This window comes from Methylocaldum gracile (assembly GCF_053646815.1).
In genome coordinates this window covers 2,473,247-2,490,728 of the sequence record NZ_CM132196.1, presented here as the reverse complement: position 1 = coordinate 2,490,728, position 17,482 = coordinate 2,473,247, and the positions used below count along the sequence as shown (strand labels likewise).

The following is a 17,482-nucleotide window of genomic DNA, read 5'->3' as shown; positions in this document are numbered from 1 at the left end:
TCATCCTGATCGCAGCCGATTAATCCCGCAAGGCCAGAGCCGATTGCTCGACGGCATGATAGAAGACGCTCGTGTCCTCGATGAAGTAGTTGAAGAAGCCACGCTGCACCGGAATCTCGATGGGAACGAGCTCGATCTCGTGGAAGCCTTGCTCCTCCAGAGCGCCTTTCAGTCGTTCGTTGCGCAACAGACGGTTGACCAACTCGATGCGGGCGAGTTGCTGGGCATAGGCGCCGTTGAACCAAAGCTCCGTCTCCAGGTCCTGAACCTCGATAAAGCTTTCCGGCAACTCGCCCACCCATTGGTACCGCTGCGGCCGCGGGATATAGATCACATGGGCGGCGCTCAACTCCGACAGAATGAACTGGCGGGCATAGGCGCCGTCGATGCGCTCTTGAGGCTTTCCATCGCGCTCAAATCCGTAAAGACTGAGCCAGAGCGCATCCCGAACCGCCTCCGCCGTGATTTTCTCCGCCTTGACCGACGGCAGATCACCGCTCTTCCGCATCTCCTGCGTGTGCGTATCGTCTGGACGTTTTTCCCGGCGCTCCTGCTGGACCGCGCGGTACGCCTCCCACGCGGCGGTGTTCATGTGAAGGTGCTCGGTCCCTAAACGCGGGCTGAAGCTATTGAAGAAAATCGCGATATCGCTGGCGTTGAACGCCTCTGCGATTTGGCGATAAATCTCCTCGGAGCGTGTCGGCACCAGGAGTTGCGCGGGAAACCAGAGATCGCACCACCGTTCCGGGGGAGTCCGATACCATCGGGAGAAAAGGCGCGTGAAATATTCCGGAATCGCCGGCCGGAACACGCCCTCGCCGCCATACAGATAAGCCAGCCACGATCGGAGCATGGATGGCGGCAGCTGGCGCCATATCTCCGAACGGGTATCATCGGCCGAGTTCTTGAATTCCTGTTCGAGGTCGTGCCCTTCCAGCCAGCGCCAGGTCCAGTAAATCATGCCGGACGTGCAGGAAAGCTGCGTCGGGGTTTTCCCTTCCTTTTGGGCGGCGTGCAGGAAGCCGGCCCCATGGGCGTTTGAGCCGCCTATCCCTCCGAGAGAAAACGCGATGTTCCTTTGGCCGTTTGCAGTCATATCCTGTCCTCCATGTTAAGCGAGATATAACTCACACATCCTTTGCCTCTCAGCCTGGCGCGATGCTTTCAGCCGCGTGCGCCAGACCTTGTCGTAAGCGGTGCAATCAGCTTCCAAAACGAGCATCGGCACAGACGTTCCACCCCCGGTCGCCAGCGAGCTATTGCAGGCGAATTATCTGCACCCTTCAGGCATCGTTACAGTCATGTGAAAACAATGATGAGTTAGACCCATACGGTGCCGAGTGTCTCGCTCAAGGAGACAAAAAGTCCGTTGCGTTTTTGAAAACGGCGAAAAGCGGGGATGGCTTCGTAGCCGCGCCGAATTCAATCGGCTCTCATCGCTATCGGGACCAAGTTTTCAACGAACTGTCGGGAACATGCGTCCCACGAAAATTCCCGTGCATAACGCCGGCACTCCTGCGGATCGAGCGACAAGGCTGTAAGGGCAGCGTGCCGGAGATCGTTGTCCAAGACACCCACGCGGTCGTCCCGGATCACGTCCCGTGTGCCCCGCAACGGATAGGCGGCGACCGGAACGCCGCAGGCGAGCGCCTCCAGCATCACCAAGCCGAAGGTATCGGTCCGGCTGGGAAATACCAGGACGTCCGCCGCCGCCATGTAGCGGGCTAATGGCTCTCCGGTCCGATAGCCCACGAAGCGGACCTCGGGATATTTCATTTCCAGCTCTTTTCGTTGCGGCCCGTCGCCGACGACGTATCGGGTGCCAGGCAGATCGAGGCGGAGAAAGGCCTCGATGTTCTTTTCGATGGCGACACGGCCGGCGTACAGAAATATCGGGCGCTCGTCCCCGAGAAAATCCTTTCCCCAGGGCTGAAAGAGTTCTGTGTCGACACCCCGCGACCAGCGCACCAGCCTGCGAAACCCTTTGGAGGCCAACTCGTTCGCGAGAGACTCCGTTGCGACCATGATCCGATGGCTTCGGCTGTGGAACCAGCGGAGATACGTCCAGCTCACGCAATAGGGTATGCCGGCCCGGAGCTTCAGATATTCGTGAAAATGACTATGGTAGGACGTTGTATACGGAAATCCTTTCGCGCGGCAGTAACGGCGAGCCGCGAAGCCGATCGGCCCTTCGGTGGCTATATGCATCGCGTCCGGCTTGAAGGCTTCGATCAGAGGCCGAAGACGGGGACCGCACAGGAAGGACAGACCCACAGCGGGGTAACCGGGACACGGCCAGGTTCGAAACCGATCGGGCGTGATGATTTCGACCGTGTGTCCCGACTTTTCCAGCGCGCGACGGGTATTCGTCAAGGTCGTGACGACGCCGTTGATTTGAGGATGCCAGGCATCGCTGATCACGATAATCCGCAAAACTTCCTCCTGGGCATGATCGGCGAAGCGCACCGTCGATTTTTCGGGCGGTGCCGGCATACGAATGAAATGCGGCCGCCCGGTTTAAAGAGACCACTGGAAACCGGACCGCTTTCCAGCATTGAAATCGTCAGCAAGGCGGGTAGACTCCGGGATTATTGTCTTTCCGCAATATCATGGACAGACCGCCGCTTCACCACAAGATCATGCTGTACTATGCGTCGCCGCATCTCACGCATGCGGTGGCGACCTTGCCGGTGGCGCTCTTTGTCCCTGCCTTTTATGCCGACGACATGGCCTTGCCGCTCGCCGGGGTAGGCATGGCGATCGCCGCGTCAAGGGCGCTGGATATGGTCAGCGATCCCCTCATCGGAATTTTGAGCGACCGCCTCAAGACGCGATGGGGCCGCCGCAAGCCTTGGATTGCCATCGGGACGCCGCTCCTGATGCTGTCCGCCTGGATGATCTTCGCACCGGCCGGCAAGGTTTCGCTGCTCTATCTGTTTGTCTGGGCGAGCCTGCTCTTCTTCGCCTTCACCCTGGTGGATCTGCCCCACAAGGCATGGGGCGCCGAACTCTCGACGGACTACACCGAGCGTACGCATGTAGCGGCCTGGCGCGAAGGATTAGGCGCGCTGGGCCAGATATTGTTCCTAGGCGTGCTGTCCGTCTTGGATTATCTGGGGTACGTGGAAAACCGCGATCAGCTCCGGGTTATCGCCATCATCATCGTTGTCAGTTTACCGCCGCTGGTGACCGTAGCGCTGACCAAAGTGCCGGAATTTCCGTCCGAGGAGCTGGCGGGCGAACGCCTCGGCGGTTGGGCGGGGCTCCGGCTGGTATTGCGCAATCAGGCTTTCATGCGGACCTTGATTACCTTGCTGCTGCTGGGTACGGCGGTCCTGATTCAAGCCACGCTGCATCGACTGGTATTGACCCATGTGGTCGGCCGCCCCGACATCTTCGCCACGATGATCCTTGCCGAAAACCTCGTCTCGCTTGCCATGGTGCCGGTTTGGATGGGTATCGCGAATCGCATCGGCAAACATCGCGCGATCATTCTCGCCGCGCTTTGGATCGGATTGTGGAGCTTGGGGTTTCCCTGGGTCGATCGGGGCGATACGGTGCTCTATGTGACCTTGATCATATTGAGAGGCGCAAGCCTGGCTTCGATTTTCATGTTGGCGAACTCTATCGCTGCCGATGTGGTCGATCACGACATCGTCGCGTCGGGCCGGCAACGGACGGGCCTCTTTTTCGCGGTGTGGGGCATAGCCATCAAACTGGCCGTCGCCCTGGGCGTTCTCTTGGGCACCGCCCTCCCTGCCGCCTTCGGTTTCGAGCCGTCCGCCCCCGTTCAATCCGCCGAAGCGAAAAAATGGCTATTGGTGATTTACGGCTGGCTACCGTGCCTGGTCATCGTGTCGGGGCTGCCGATCATGTGGAATTTCCCGATCGACCGTATTCGACAGCGGGCGCTACGGGAACAAATCGCTGCGCGGCGAGCCGGCGTTTTCAAATCGGACATAGGCGGGGCGGCCTAAGTCGCCTCTTTAACACGCTCTTGGGATCATCGCGCGCTCGCTCTCTCGGCGGCAATTTGGTTTATGGAGCTAAGACGGCGGTCCAGCCATCCCTCGATTTTCCTGAGCAGTTCGTGACGCAATGGCGGCGCGGAAAACAGTTGTTCGTGGTGAACCTTATCGATGAGCGGCAGGATTTGGTTATCCGGGTGCTTATCGAAGGTCTTGGCGGCAAAATCGTGACTGCCCCAGGCCGGCGTGATCGGGTCGCTGGCGGAATAAATGAGGAAATAAGGGGTGGACAACTCCTCCATATGCCGTCTGAAGCGAACGATCTCCCCTTCGACGCCCTTCACGTAGCGCAGGATGCTGCGGCGGATGATATAGGCGTCGGCGCGGTGGCGTGCCCTCTCGTCTTCCCAGTCGCTCAAGTAATCCGGTACCCAACCCGGTGTCGTGGGGGAAAAGATATGCCGCAGGCCCGGCCACGACAGCACCTCGAACAGTCCGTCCAGCAAAGGGACGGTAACGAGCGCCAATGCCTGGTTGGCAATCAGCAACGGAAGCAGCTCGCCATGAGAACGAAGAAAATGCTCCTCGGCGTAAAAGGACAGCTTCACGACAGGCGTTTGAAAATAGCCGCGCCAGCCCGGAACCTCGGTCACCGAAAAGGCGGGGCCTAGGAATACGATGCCTTGTATCCGGGATCGTAAATCGTCCCCCGGCGCTTGTTCGAGCAGATAAGACGCGGAGATCAACGAACCCAGGCTGTGGGAAAGGATAAAAATCGGAAGACCCGGTTTGCCGCGCTGATCGCAGACCTCGATCAGGCGCCGCAGCACTTGATCCAAGTCTCGCCGCATCGGCTCCAGATTGCGCAAGCTCGCCTGCGCCAAATAGGCATCGCTGACGTCGAACTCGGAAGCCCCGCCAGTAATGGCCCGGTCGGCGGCCAACAGGCTCGGATTGGACAAGCCGTGAGCGTAAAGATCGAAACCCGCCACGATGAAACGCCTCGCAAAATAGGCGGCGATCTCGTCGTAGCGGCCGATGTATTCGTTCATGCCGTGGACGATCAGGATACAGGCCGGAGCGACCGCGGGTCGTGGCGGCATTTGCACGCGCATCGGCAACGGGCTGTCGCGCTCATTTCTGGACAGCCATACCTCCTGTCCCCATCGGGGATAGGGTTGGGTGACGAACTGCCGATGAGCGCAACCGCACAACATGGACAAAACCAGGATGAGAATCAACTTCACGATGCTATATCCGAAAGGTAGCCAAGGGTATGTTTGCGCGCAGGGCCGCAATGCAGATTGCGGTCGTGGTAGTGATGCCTGAGCGACGAGAGTACCTGCTTGGACCGTGACAATCGCTTTTTCCGAGCGTAGCCTGATCACGACGCGATTCGCTTTTCTGTTCAGGAGATCGATTCATGATCGAAAACGTCCGCCTCCGTCGTCCGGCGATCATCGCCTATTTCCTGACCGTTTGGGCAGTCGTCTTCTGTTCGGTGTCTTTGGCCGAATCCGCCAAAACGCTGATTCGAAATGCCTCCCTCATCTTGACCATGGATTCCTCGGTCGGCGCCGGCGATTTGGGGATCGTGGAGAACGCCGATATTCTGATCGAAAAAGACAAGATCGCGGCGGTCGGCCAGCATCTGCGAAGTACCGGGGGCGTGTCGTGGACGCCACCGGGATGATCGTCATGCCGGGCTTTGTCGATGTGCACAATCATCTGTGGCAGTCGCTCATTCGGGGCTGCGGCACAGACCAGGACCTCATGGGTTGGCTGGATGCCTGTGTGCTTCCCTTGTTCGACCCGCAAATTACCGTATCGCGCTCGGAGGCCTATGCCGGCGTACGGCTGAGTACGCTGGACCTGATCGACACCGGAGTCACCACCACCGTCGAATGGTCCCACGCCTTTACGCCGGAATTCGTTCGGGGAGAACTCCAGGCGCTGACCGAATCAGGGCTGCGTTTCGTGTTTGCGTATTTCGGACGCGACGACCCTGGCGTTATCGCCCATATGAAGCTGGTCAAGCAGACCCTGATCGATCCCAATCCCAAGGCGAGTTTTCAGGTTGCATCCCACCCGGCTGACGCATTGCGTCAGGACGTCAAGGCGATGGCGAAGCTGGCCAAGGAATTGGGCGTAAAACACCATGTTCACCTGTTGGAAAATATCGAGGACCGCGACGAAAACATGTTCGACGTACTCGCGGAGTCGGGCGCCCTCGGCCCGGATCTCCTGGGTGCACACGCAATCCACCTCACCGACGAGGAAATCGGGATACTCGCAGCCCAGGACGTGCGCGTTCTCCACAACCCGATCAGTAATATGCGCTTGGCATCGGGTGTGATTCGCCTTCCGGAGCTAAAGCAAGCCGGCGTTCAGGTAGGTCTCGGCCTGGACGGGGGAACGAACGACACCAGTGACATGTTCAATAACATGCGGGCGGCGGTAGGACTGCAGCGCGCCAGGACGCTTCGACCCGACGTGTATCCAACGGTCTCGGACGCATTGCGCATGGCCACCGTGGACGGGGCGAAGCTGCTCGATATGTCCGACCGTGTGGGCTCGTTGACGCCTGGCAAACAGGCCGACTTGATCATCCTAGATCCGGAGAAATTCAATTTTGCCCCACGTGGGGATTGGGTTAGCCAAATCGTGTTCAACGGCCAACCTCGAAATGTGGAATGGGTCTTCGTGGGAGGGCAAGTGCTGAAGAATAACGGGAAAATACTCGGCGTAAACCCGGCGAAGGTTATAGAAGCCGCGCAGAATGCGGCTAACCGAATTCAAGATGCTCTCGAGCCGTAACTCAATTATCTTCCATGCGGAATGCGCGCGTACGGGCGACTTTGAGCCGCAGATCGGCAATCCTTTGCCGACCAAGCCATTTATCGACCCGCTATGTCGGGAAAGGATTCCCGACCTACTACAGCCAGGAGGCTGCTAACCCAAACTGTAAAATGCTGTAGAGCCATCGAACCAGGGTCAGCCGACGGGTCGGTCAGCCGTTTGATTTCAGCATTAACCCGTCGGATGGCACGTCGGTTGTGCTGGTCGTATCGGCTGCTCCAGGGCTCCCGAATCGAAAACAGAAGCCGAAAATCTTCCGTTTAGACCTCTATCTGAGGACGATCGGGCGTCGGCCAGTCGAGATGAAAGAACTTGCCTCGTGGCTGATCGGTCCGCTCATAAGTATGGGCGCCAAAATAATCGCGCTGCGCCTGCAACAAATTGGCGGGGAGCCGGGCGCTCCGGTAGCCGTCGAAATAAGCCAGTGCGGAACTGAACGCCGGGACGGGCATGCCGTTCTGTATGGCGATGGTTACGGTCTGCCGCCAGCGGCTTTGCCCTTCATGCAGTACGTCCTTGAAATAGGGGTCTAACATCAGGTTCTTCAGGCCCGGATTGCGGGTGTAGGCGTCGGTGATCTTTTGCAGGAAGCGCGCGCGGATGATGCAGCCGCCCCGCCAAAGCTGCGCGATGGTTCCGAAATCGAGCGTCCACTCGTAGGCTTTTTGTGCTTCCGACAGCAACTGAAAGCCCTGAGCATAGGCGCAAATCTTGGAGCAATACAGCGCGCGCCGGACCGCATCGATGATCTCTGCCGAATTGGACGCCGGCTGAAGATCCGGGCCTTTCAGCAATCGACTGGCTTCGACCCGCTCCTCCTTCAGGGCCGACAACGCACGGGCGAATACGGCTTCGGCGATCGAATTTGCCGGTGCGCCCAGTTCCAATGCGCTGGCGGCCGTCCACATGCCGGTGCCTTTCTGGCCGGCTGCATCCAGCACCTGGTCGACCAGGAAACCGGGGCCCGCCGGATCCTTCTGTCCCAGGATGTCCCCGGTAATTTCGATGAGATAGCTGGACAGTTCGCCGCCATTCCACTCGCGGAAGATCTCCCCGATCGCGCCGGCATCCAGCCCAAGCAGATGTTTCATCAGCCAATAAGCTTCGCAGATCAACTGCATATCGATGTACTCGATGCCGTTGTGCACCATTTTGACGTAGTGCCCGGCTCCGTTCGGTCCGATATACGCAGTGCACGGTACGCCGCCCTCCACCGGTTTTCCGGGCGCGGCGCCTTCCAAAGGTACGCCACTTTGCGGATCGACCTTAGCGGCGATGGCGCGCCAGATCGGCTCGAGCTCGGCCCAGGCGCTCGGGCTGCCGCCCGGCATTAGAGAAGGTCCGAACCGCGCGCCGGTTTCGCCACCCGAGACGCCGGAACCGATAAACCGAAATCCCTTTGCGGTCAATTCCTTGTCTCTGCGTATGGTGTCCAGCCAATGCGCATTGCCGCCGTCGACGATGATGTCGCCTGGATCGAGGTGAGGCAGCAGGCTTTCGATGGTGCGATCGGTCGGTGCGCCTGCCTTGACCAGTAGAATGATCTTGCGGGGACGCCGAATGGCTTGGGTGAACTCCTTCAGATCGGTAAAGCCCAGGACGCGCTCGCCGGATGGCTCTTTCTGCCGACAACGCGTCATGAACTCCGCTGTTTTCTCGGAGCTGCGGTTGTAGACTGCGATGGAATAGCCGTGATCGGCGATGTTCAGCGCCAAGTTTTGGCCCATGACCGCTAATCCTATTAGCCCGATGTCCGCACTGTCACTGTTCATAATGGCACCTCTTGTTGCTGGATAATGAGCGGAATTTCCAAATGGCATTTAATCACGCCGGTCGTTGCTTGAACCAAGCAAGTGATTACCGTGCGTAAAGAAAGTAAAGCCCTATTCGAATCGCTCTCACCCCCCTCTTCCAGAGGGAGAGGGGGCACTTGTGGCTTTACTTTCTTAACTATTAGTAATTCGTACCGCCGTTCGGCTGGATCTCGGGACGTCTTCCATACCCTGCGTAAGAGAGGTCATTTCGCAAGCAGAATCAGTTCATTCTCTGCTTCGTCCAAAGTCACGCGGAAACGGCTCAAAAAGCTCATTCCCAAAAGCTTCGCACCGCGGAGACGGTCGTCCGGAAAAAAAGCGACCGGCACGGCTGCAGCCGAAACGGGTCCCACCCGAACCGATTCTAGGATACCGGCTTTAATCGGCACAATATCGTTCGCGGTATGACTGACTCCCGGCTGAAGGGCTTCGGGAACGAAACCCAGTTCGCTGACCATCGATTCCGGCAAAGCAAGCGTCGAGGCTCCGGTGTCGACGATCAAAGTAACCGGAAAAGCCACGCCGTTTGGTCCTACCAACACCGTTTCGACCTGATGATGGGGGCCGAGCCGCGTCGTTTTGATGGTGGCGTTAAAGGCGCGCGTTTGCGCCGGCATTTTCGCGCTGGTGATCAACAGCCGGTCAACCGCGCCGGGCCGGTCACTCATGAGGACGTAGTTGTAATCCTCGAGAAGCATCCTGAGCCGGGTCGGCAGGTCGCCTGCCGCATTTCGCGCAGATTCGGGTCCTAGGCGATCAAGCCCTTGCACGACAAATCCGTATTCGGTCGCTAACGTTTCCAGCTGGATGCGCAGAGTTTCCGCTTCGGCCCATTTCGGTGATGTGCCGATCAGAAGCATTCCTAAGAAAAACCGGCGTAGACGTCTTACCATGAATTTCCTCATGCAATCATGCTCTCACTGAAACCGTCTTCGACCACGATCCAGGTCCGTTGATCCGGAAAGCCGTACGCCGAAATCGTCGCCCGCCGTTTGGAGCCGCCTTCTTGTGGTAGGCAGGGGTTTTTTGTCCGTCATTGGAACGACCTTACGGAAATTCCCGGAATGCGTTGCGGCGGCAAGTCGATCGATTTTAGCCGCTAAGGTCTGCGTAACATAAATGGTAATATATTCCGTTAATTGACCATGGTCTTATGGCTCGGCCTTTACCACTGTCGGCAGCTTAAACCTAAAATATCGCTGGCACCTAAAAATAATCAGGAAACCTACGGATGAAAGAGTCGGATTACAGCAATTACGTCAAAGCATTCACACGCCTGTTCGAAGCCTACGACGCCGCCGCGCCATATTTAGGAGTCACCGACGATTTCAAATATTATGTCAACCGCAAGCGCACTTGGTTGGAACGGCTCAAATCGCCGGAATTTCCGGTGGCGTTTCTGGGTGCATTCTCGGCCGGCAAGAGCACCATCATCAACGCCGTGCTGGGCGACGATATCTTGCCCCAGGCAACCAAGTCTTTCACCGCCATTCCCACGCTGATCCGTAAAGGGCGCGCTAATCGGGCCGTTATCCATTACCTCAACGAAAGCGCCCGAGACGAGCTGAAAAACCTGTATCTCGAAGAGTTGTCCAAGGAGTTGCGCAAGAGCAGCGATACTTACCGAAAGCTGAGCAAAGGCGAATTGCTGGGCACATTGGCAAAGGATATCGAACAGTACAAAAACCAATTCGGCTCGTTCAACAAGCAAAAATTCTTCGCTGAGTTGAAAACCTTGATCGAAGGCTGGAATAAACTCAACGGATCGGTCAAAGAAATCGCTCTGGCGGAGTTGCCGAGCTATGTCACCGAAGATTACGAGGACGTGCTGTTCGTAGATCAGGCAGAAGTCTTCCTCACCGATGTCAGCATCCCCGAAAACGTCGTTCTCGTCGACTTGCCCGGATTAGGCGTGGTCAATCCTCGCCACCGCAAGGTGACCAAATCGTACGTCGAAAACGACGCCAAGGCGTTCGTCATCGCCATGAAGGTGTTTCACCTGCTGGAAGGCGAAGAGATCGAGCTGTTGGCCGAAATCCACAGCCAACGCAAGCGCGTGCTGCAGCGCGCCTTTTGGGCGATCAATCAGTGGGACGTGCTGAGCAGTCAGCAGAAAAAGGAAGAGTTGGCGAACTTCGCGCAAAAAATCGATCATTACGGGTTTCATATCGCCAAGGACCGTGTGTTTCGGGTATCGGCGCTTAATTACCTGCTGCTGAAACTGATTCAGGAAGGCCGCCTGGAAAAGAGCGGCAGTATCCGCGAACATGTAGATGCTCTTCAGAAAGCCATCGGCAAAATACCTGAACGAAACGAGGCTGAAGGTTTTATCAAGTCGCTGGACGAAGCCAAGAATTTCGCCGCATTCCGCAGCAGTCTGTTCGAGTATTTAGCTCACACCGCCAAAGCCGAATTCCTGGACGAAGCGCGCAGCGAATATGTCGATCTGGCCAAGCGACTGCGGGAACGCTTGGAACCGCTGTATCAAAACTACAAAAACAAAAGCGATGACAGTATGAAAAGCACCTTTATCGCCGGCGAATTATCGCGCCGCCAGGACGAAGTCCTGCGGCACCTTCGTACCACCGTGGAGGAACACATCAAGGTACTGCGTACCGAGGTACTGCCGGAATTTGTATTCTGGCGTGATGAAGACCGAGAGCAACTGGGCGAACAAATCGTCAACGCCATCGACACCTTGGATCGCAAAGCGCTCAAGAACGAACTGCTCAAAGGCCTGGATCTGCATAGCGTCGTCAGCCGACTGCCGCATAAAATCGAGGAAAACCTTCACATTCAGCATACATTCCGCAGTCAGTTGCAACACCTCTTGGAGGAGCAGATCGTACGCCGTTATCTCTTGCGCCTGCTAGACGGGATTTCTTCCAACGAGGCGCTGCCGGATGAGGTGCTTACGGTTCTAAGTGACCGTTTGAGCGGCCGCGATATGGTTAACCGGCTGAAGGGTATGTGTGACGTGTTCCTGTTCGAGTACGGCGGTGTCATCGACGAACTCGGACGTACCATTATGGCTAAGGAGGCCGACGAGTCCGTCCAGAACAAAGAAGACATCGTGGAATTAGTTCAGAAGAATGCCGACCGTGCCCTGGAAATCGCAAAGAGCGCGCGCCTGCTCGGACCTGACGCGGGTGTCAAGCAGATGCTGGCTTTAGGGGCGGACAAACTGACGAGCATTTACCGAGCCCTTACGGAAACCCAGCCGATATCGCCCGTGACAGTAGGTCAATCCGACGAAATCGATCGGGCCCTCGAGTGCTATAAGATCGGCTTGCTCGATTACACACGCAAGCAACAACGTCAAATCAACAAATTCGCGCGCCGCGGCATTAAAAACTATTTCGAGGAATTGGAAGAGGATTTGCTGGCATATTTCGAATCTGTCAAGGATGAGATAGCCAAAACGATCATGAAACAGCTCAATACCGATATCGACGCCGAATTGAATTCCGAACTGCAAAAGCAGAAAGTGATCAAGGATGCTTATCAGGTCGTGACGACTGCCGTCAGCCAAGGTCGAAGAAGCGCCGACAGTTGAACCGAGACCGCGGACTATCGGTTTTCCGTCGGCTTGGTTTATTTTCCTATTGAGGTGTTTTTCATCGCAGCCGCGGCGTGACGCACGCCAAACATCTAGACCGGAGGAAGCCGCCGTAGGTCGGTAATCCCTTACCGACAAGTAGACCTCTTTATGGACACCTTAACGTGTAGCGTCCGCCATATCAATACTACATAAAACCAGAAAGGTATCAGCAGTCTTTACGCTTTTTTACGCTCGTCCATCAGACGCTCCATAATCGGCCGAAATATGATTTCCATCGCCAGGCCCATTTTCCCCCCGGGAATAACGATAGAATTGTGTCGGGACATGGAGGACTTATGAATCATCTGTACCAGATACTCGAAATCGATGTCGAACTTCGTTGGATCTCTGAAGCGGATGATCACAACGCTTTCATCCGGCGTCGGAATATCGCGCGCGATGAAGGGATTTGAAGTATCGACCAAGGGAACTCGCTGAAAATTGATATCCGTACGAGAAAACTGCGGCGTAATCACCTTCACATAATCCTCCATCCGCCTGAGGATGGTATCGGTGATGTCTTCCGGATTGTAGCCAAACAGAGCGTTATCCCGATGGATTTTCTGAATCCATTCCAAATTGACGATGGGAACGACGCCGACGAGCAGATCGGTGTATTTCGCGACATCGATGGTCTCGGTCTTGACCGCGCCGTGCAATCCCTCGTAGAACATCAGGTCGCTGCCACGAGGCGCTTTCTCCCATGGTGTGAAAGTCCCAACTTGGTAACCGCCGTGCTTTTTCCCCTCTTCCTCGCTACTAATATAGTATCGACGCCGAGCCGAGCCGGTTTCCCCATATATCTTGAAGGTCCTTTCCAGCTCGTCCAGGATATTGGCCTCAATCGAAAAATGACTGAAGTATTTTCCTTCTTGCTGTGCCTGGGTAATTCGTTCATGCATTTCGAGGAGGGTGTATCGATAAAAGCTATCACCCTCAATCATGAGAGGCTTTAACCCTAGCCGAAAAAAAATGTGCTCAAAAGACTTCTTTACAGTTGTCGTACCCGCACCGGACGAGCCGGTGATGGCAATGACAGGGTGCTTTTTCGACATGGAGGACTCCTCAAGGAACCGCGAGTTTATTGTTGCTTTATGGTTTTTCGCGAATCCAGCGTTCAAACAATCGCCCGAGAACGTCAATATCGACCAGACTGAACGCTTCCGAAGGAGCTTCGCTCAGGCACGTCAAAGGCTGTTCCGGCTCTCCGAGGTGATCTATTACCAGCACTGCCCCGGTAAAATCCTGACCGGAGGTGTAGTCGTTGACGGTAATCAGAGTCGGAATGCCAGCTCCGAGCGACGCTCGCAAGCCGTTTTCCGAATCCTCAAATGCAAGGCAATCCGCAGCCTTCAAGCCTAATTTCGTCAGCACGTACTCATAGATATCGGATGCCGGTTTCTTGTTCAAAACGATGTCGCCTGCAGCGATCACTTCGAACCAATCAGGTGCGTCGGCATCGAGAGACGCCGCCAGCAAGGCTTCGACGTTTTCCGCAGATGCCGTCGTCGCGATAGCCAGCCGTAATCCTGCAGCCCTGGCTTCCTTGATCAAGCGAATGATACCCGGCCTAGCCGGAATTCCTTCCCTGTTCAGCAGGTCGATATAATGGCGCGTCTTCGCGGCGTGCAGGTTCTCGATGAATTGGCTTAGTTCGCCCTCGCCGCAGGGGATCTCAGGGTGATAACTGGCTATGAAATGGCGGATGCGCTCCTTGCCGCCAGCAACAGTCAATAACTCGCCATACAGGGCTTCGTCCCAAACCCAATTCAAACGAGCTTCGGCGAAAGCTCGATTGAATGCGACGCGGTGACCTTGGCGTTCGGTATCCACCAGTGTGCCATCCACGTCGAAAATAAGGGCTTTGAACACGGTCTAAGTGACGACCGGATCCAATTCTCCCTTGCTGTACCGCTTGTTCATCTCTTCCAAACTGATGACTTTGATCTTCGAAGCCTGGCCAGCAGCACCGAATGCTTCGTAACGGGCTGCACAAATGCTGGTCATAGCTTTTTGCGCTTCCTTGTAGACTTTGCGCGGATCGAAGTTCTTTTTGTCCTCGACCATGTACTTGCGCATAGCGCCGTACGACGCGATACGAAGATCGGTATCGATATTCACCTTGCGTACGCCATGACGAATACCTTCTACGATTTCCTCGACCGGCACACCATAGGTCTGGCCGATATCGCCGCCGTAGTTATTGATCATCGCCGCCCAGTCTTCCGGTACCGAGGAGGAGCCGTGCATGACCAAGTGGACGTTTGGAATCCTGGCGTGGATTTCTTTGACGCGGTCGATGCGTAGCACTTTGCCGGTCGGCTTCTGAGTAAATTTGTAAGCGCCGTGGCTCGTACCAATGGCAATGGCCAAGGCGTCGACCTTGGTTTTCTTGACGAAATCGGCAGCTTCGTCGGGGTCAGTCAGCAGCTGAGAATGATCCAACTCGCCTACTGCACCGTGGCCATCTTCCTCGCCCGCTTTTCCCGTTTCCAACGAGCCTAGGCAGCCCAATTCACCCTCGACGGAAACGCCGCACGCATGCGCCATATCGGCGACCTTGCGGGTGGTTTCGACGTTGTATTCATAGCTGGAAGGCGTTTTCATGTCTTCCAGCAAGGAACCATCCATCATCACCGAACTGAACCCGGACTGAATGGCACGAATGCACACGGCTGGCGAAGCACCGTGATCCTGGTGCATGCAGATCGGAATATGCGGGTACATTTCCGCCGCGGCGAGAACGAGATGGCGCAGAAACGGCTCGCCCGCATAGCTACGCGCGCCGGCGGATCCTTGCAGAATCACCGGAGCGTCGACTGCGGAAGCGGCTTCCATGATGGCCTTGACCTGCTCCATGTTATTGACATTGAACGCCGGCAGACCGTAGTTGTGCTCGGCGGCGTGATCCAACAATTGTCTTAAGGAAATGATAGCCATCGATCGACTCCTCTCGCCTCCTGATCGCCAACTTAGCGACGAAATTCAGCCAACCGACGATTTCGTCCAAGCGACTTGCTTGAACCGAGCACTGCCGGATGGCGTATGCTCCCTTTCGGCAACCGTCCGCCCGAAGGGGAGCATCCGTTGAAAATCGTCGCCAGTTAGGCCCTTTCTCAAATCTCTAGAAAATCAATCCTAGAGAATCGACTCCACCTGTTTGACAACATTTTCGACGGTAAAGCCGAACTCCTTGAATAGTAGGCCGGCCGGTGCGGATTCGCCGAAGCGGTCCAGGCCCACGATTTTGCCATTGAGTCCTACGTACTTGAACCAGCCATCACTAACACCCGCCTCGACGACGACGCGCTTGGTAACGGCAGACGGTAATACCGACTCGCGGTATGCGGCATCTTGACCGTCGAACACATTGGTCGAAACCATGGAAACCACGCGAATTTTCTTACCCTTGCCTGAAAGCTCCTCCGCCGCCTTCAACGCCAGCTCGACTTCCGAGCCCGTGGCGATGATGATCGCATCCGGCGTCCCATCAGAGTCGCGAACGACGTAACCGCCGCGCCGGATGGCGTCGATCTGCGCCGGAGTGCGAGACACGTGAGGCAGGTTCTGCCGCGAGAAGATCAGGCATGAAGGACCATCCTTGCGCTCAATTGCGGTTTTCCAAGCCACCGCCGTTTCCACCGAGTCGCACGGACGCCAGACCTGCATGTTTGGAATCATGCGCAGCGTGGCAGTTTGTTCGATCGGTTGATGTGTCGGACCATCTTCGCCCAGACCGATGGAGTCGTGGGTGTAGACATAAATCACCGATGCCTTCATGAGGGCCGACATACGCAGCGCGTTGCGTGCGTATTCGGAAAACATCAGGAAGGTCCCGCCGTAAGGTTTAAAACCGCCGTGTAAGGCGATGCCGTTCATAATCGCCGACATGCCGAACTCACGCACGCCATAGTAGACGTAATTGCCGTCGTAACCTTCTGCATTCACGTTCTTGCAGCCGGACCAGATGGTCAGGTTGGAGCCTGCAAGGTCGGCAGAGCCGCCCATGATTTCGGGCAGCAGCGGTCCGAAACCGTTAAGAGCGTTCTGCGACGCTTTTCGGCTCGCGATGGTTTCGGCTTTCTCATTAACTTTCGCGATGAAGGCTTCCGACTTCTCTGCCCAGTCGCGGGGCAACTCGCCTGCCATGCGGCGCTCGAATTCAGCAGCCAATTCCGGATACTCGCTGCGATAGTTTTCGAAGCGGTCGTTCCAGTCGGACTCGGCCTTCGCGCCGATTTCATTCGCATCCCACGCTTCATAAATTTCGGACGGGATTTCGAACGCCGGATGCGGCCAGCCGATGGTCTCACGGACCAAAGCTACTTCATCGGCACCCAATGCGGCGCCGTGGCATTCTTCCTTGCCCTGCTTATTGGGAGAGCCCCAACCGATGATCGTCTGGCAACAGATCAAAGAGGGCTTGTCGGTAACGGCGCGTGCTTCCTCGATGGCCTTCTTCACAGCCTCTGCGTCATGACCGTCGACTTTCGGGATGACGTGCCAGCCGTAGGCTTCAAAACGCTTCGGGGTATCATCCATGAACCAGCCTGGCGTGTTGCCGTGGCCGCGTACTTCACCATCGATCGAAATATTGTTGTCGTCGTAAAATGCGATCAGCTTGCCGAGCTTCATGGATCCGGCAAGCGAGCAAGCTTCGTGGGAAATGCCTTCCATCAAGCAGCCATCGCCCAAGAATGCATAAGTGTAATGATCGACGATTTTGTGGCCGGGACGGTTGAATTGGCCTGCCAGCGTACGTTCGGCCAACGCCATGCCGACCGCGTTGGTGATGCCCTGCCCCAAAGGACCGGTGGTCGTTTCAACGCCCGGTGCATAACCGTATTCCGGATGGCCCGGTGTTTTGGAGTGGAGCTGACGGAAATTTTTCAGCTCTTCGATCGGGAGGTCGTAACCGGTCAAATGCAGCAACGAGTACAAGAGCATGGAACCGTGACCGTTGGAAAGAACGAAGCGGTCGCGATCCGGCCATTTCGGGTTTGCCGGATTGTGCCGCATATAATCGTTCCACAGCACCTCGGCGATATCTGCCATTCCCATTGGCGCTCCCGGATGCCCGGAATTCGCTTTTTGTACAGCATCCATGCTCAAAGCGCGTATGGCGTTTGCTAATTCTCGACGCGAAGGCATATTTTTCTCCTTGATACTTTTTATGGTTAGCTTACGAAAGTAGGGATGGAATTTTATCAGCCTGATCGGCTTTGTCACCAGATTCGCAC

At 56.3% G+C, this 17,482-nt stretch carries 13 protein-coding genes; 4 read left to right on the top strand and 9 right to left on the bottom strand.

The features are described from left to right. Positions 1 to 19 precede the first annotated feature (19 nt). Both ACWJJK_RS10975 and ACWJJK_RS10970 read right to left on the bottom strand, forming a co-directional pair. The gene (locus tag ACWJJK_RS10975; protein ID WP_156880879.1) at positions 20 to 1,096 is read right to left on the bottom strand and encodes a hypothetical protein; all 1,077 of its coding nucleotides are present in this window, start codon (positions 1,094 to 1,096) and stop codon (positions 20 to 22) included. A gap of 326 nt (positions 1,097 to 1,422) precedes the next feature. Beyond that, positions 1,423 to 2,493 carry a glycosyltransferase family 4 protein gene (locus ACWJJK_RS10970; RefSeq protein WP_454128999.1) on the bottom strand — a complete coding sequence of 357 codons (1,071 nt, stop codon included), beginning with the start codon at positions 2,491 to 2,493 and terminating at the stop codon, positions 1,423 to 1,425. Between the two features lie 116 nt (positions 2,494 to 2,609). Here ACWJJK_RS10970 and ACWJJK_RS10965 point away from each other — a divergent pair, with 116 nt between their 5' ends. Then, positions 2,610 to 3,977, top strand: a complete 1,368-nt coding sequence (locus tag ACWJJK_RS10965) for an MFS transporter (protein WP_156880880.1) — start codon at positions 2,610 to 2,612, stop codon at positions 3,975 to 3,977. Between the two features lie 26 nt (positions 3,978 to 4,003). On the opposite strand, the gene ACWJJK_RS10960 is transcribed toward ACWJJK_RS10965, so the two are convergent. Next, positions 4,004 to 5,215 (bottom strand): alpha/beta fold hydrolase, encoded by a 1,212-nt coding sequence (locus tag ACWJJK_RS10960; RefSeq protein ID WP_454128998.1) that lies wholly within the window; start codon positions 5,213 to 5,215, stop codon positions 4,004 to 4,006. A gap of 176 nt (positions 5,216 to 5,391) precedes the next feature. Between ACWJJK_RS10960 and ACWJJK_RS10955 the strand changes: the two genes are divergently transcribed. Together ACWJJK_RS10955 and ACWJJK_RS10950 are read left to right on the top strand one after the other, a co-directional pair. Then, positions 5,392 to 5,661, top strand: coding sequence for a hypothetical protein (locus ACWJJK_RS10955; RefSeq protein WP_454128997.1), 270 nt, complete (start codon positions 5,392 to 5,394; stop codon positions 5,659 to 5,661). Then, positions 5,643 to 6,785: an amidohydrolase family protein gene (locus ACWJJK_RS10950; protein ID WP_454128996.1), complete on the top strand. Its 1,143-nt coding sequence runs from the start codon at positions 5,643 to 5,645 to the stop codon at positions 6,783 to 6,785. The genes ACWJJK_RS10955 and ACWJJK_RS10950 overlap by 19 nt, the downstream gene beginning before the upstream one ends. 302 nt (positions 6,786 to 7,087) lie before the next feature. Here ACWJJK_RS10950 and gndA read toward each other — a convergent pair whose 3' ends face one another. After that, a complete protein-coding gene (gndA, locus tag ACWJJK_RS10945; RefSeq protein WP_086133947.1) occupies positions 7,088 to 8,599 on the bottom strand; it encodes an NADP-dependent phosphogluconate dehydrogenase in 1,512 nt (503 codons plus the stop codon). A 245-nt stretch (positions 8,600 to 8,844) separates the two neighbouring features. Further along, positions 8,845 to 9,534 (bottom strand): retropepsin-like aspartic protease family protein, encoded by a 690-nt coding sequence (locus tag ACWJJK_RS10940; protein ID WP_454128995.1) that lies wholly within the window; start codon positions 9,532 to 9,534, stop codon positions 8,845 to 8,847. A 338-nt stretch (positions 9,535 to 9,872) separates the two neighbouring features. On the opposite strand from ACWJJK_RS10940, the gene ACWJJK_RS10935 reads away from it, so the two are divergent. Then, on the top strand, positions 9,873 to 12,197 hold the full coding sequence (locus tag ACWJJK_RS10935) for a dynamin family protein (RefSeq protein WP_156880882.1): 2,325 nt from the start codon (positions 9,873 to 9,875) through the stop codon (positions 12,195 to 12,197). Positions 12,198 to 12,418: 221 nt separating this feature from the next. Here ACWJJK_RS10935 and ACWJJK_RS10930 read toward each other — a convergent pair whose 3' ends face one another. The 4 genes from ACWJJK_RS10930 to tkt form a co-directional block, all read right to left on the bottom strand. Continuing rightward, a complete protein-coding gene (locus ACWJJK_RS10930) occupies positions 12,419 to 13,297 on the bottom strand; it encodes a phosphoribulokinase (protein WP_156880883.1) in 879 nt (292 codons plus the stop codon). A 37-nt stretch (positions 13,298 to 13,334) separates the two neighbouring features. Continuing rightward, positions 13,335 to 14,114: an HAD-IA family hydrolase gene (locus tag ACWJJK_RS10925; RefSeq protein ID WP_454128994.1), complete on the bottom strand. Its 780-nt coding sequence runs from the start codon at positions 14,112 to 14,114 to the stop codon at positions 13,335 to 13,337. A 3-nt stretch (positions 14,115 to 14,117) separates the two neighbouring features. Then, the gene (gene fba, locus ACWJJK_RS10920; RefSeq protein WP_077731055.1) at positions 14,118 to 15,182 is read right to left on the bottom strand and encodes a class II fructose-bisphosphate aldolase; all 1,065 of its coding nucleotides are present in this window, start codon (positions 15,180 to 15,182) and stop codon (positions 14,118 to 14,120) included. 198 nt (positions 15,183 to 15,380) lie between these two features. Further along, a complete protein-coding gene (gene tkt, locus ACWJJK_RS10915; RefSeq protein WP_276205402.1) occupies positions 15,381 to 17,408 on the bottom strand; it encodes a transketolase in 2,028 nt (675 codons plus the stop codon). Between the last annotated feature and the right edge of the window lie 74 nt (positions 17,409 to 17,482).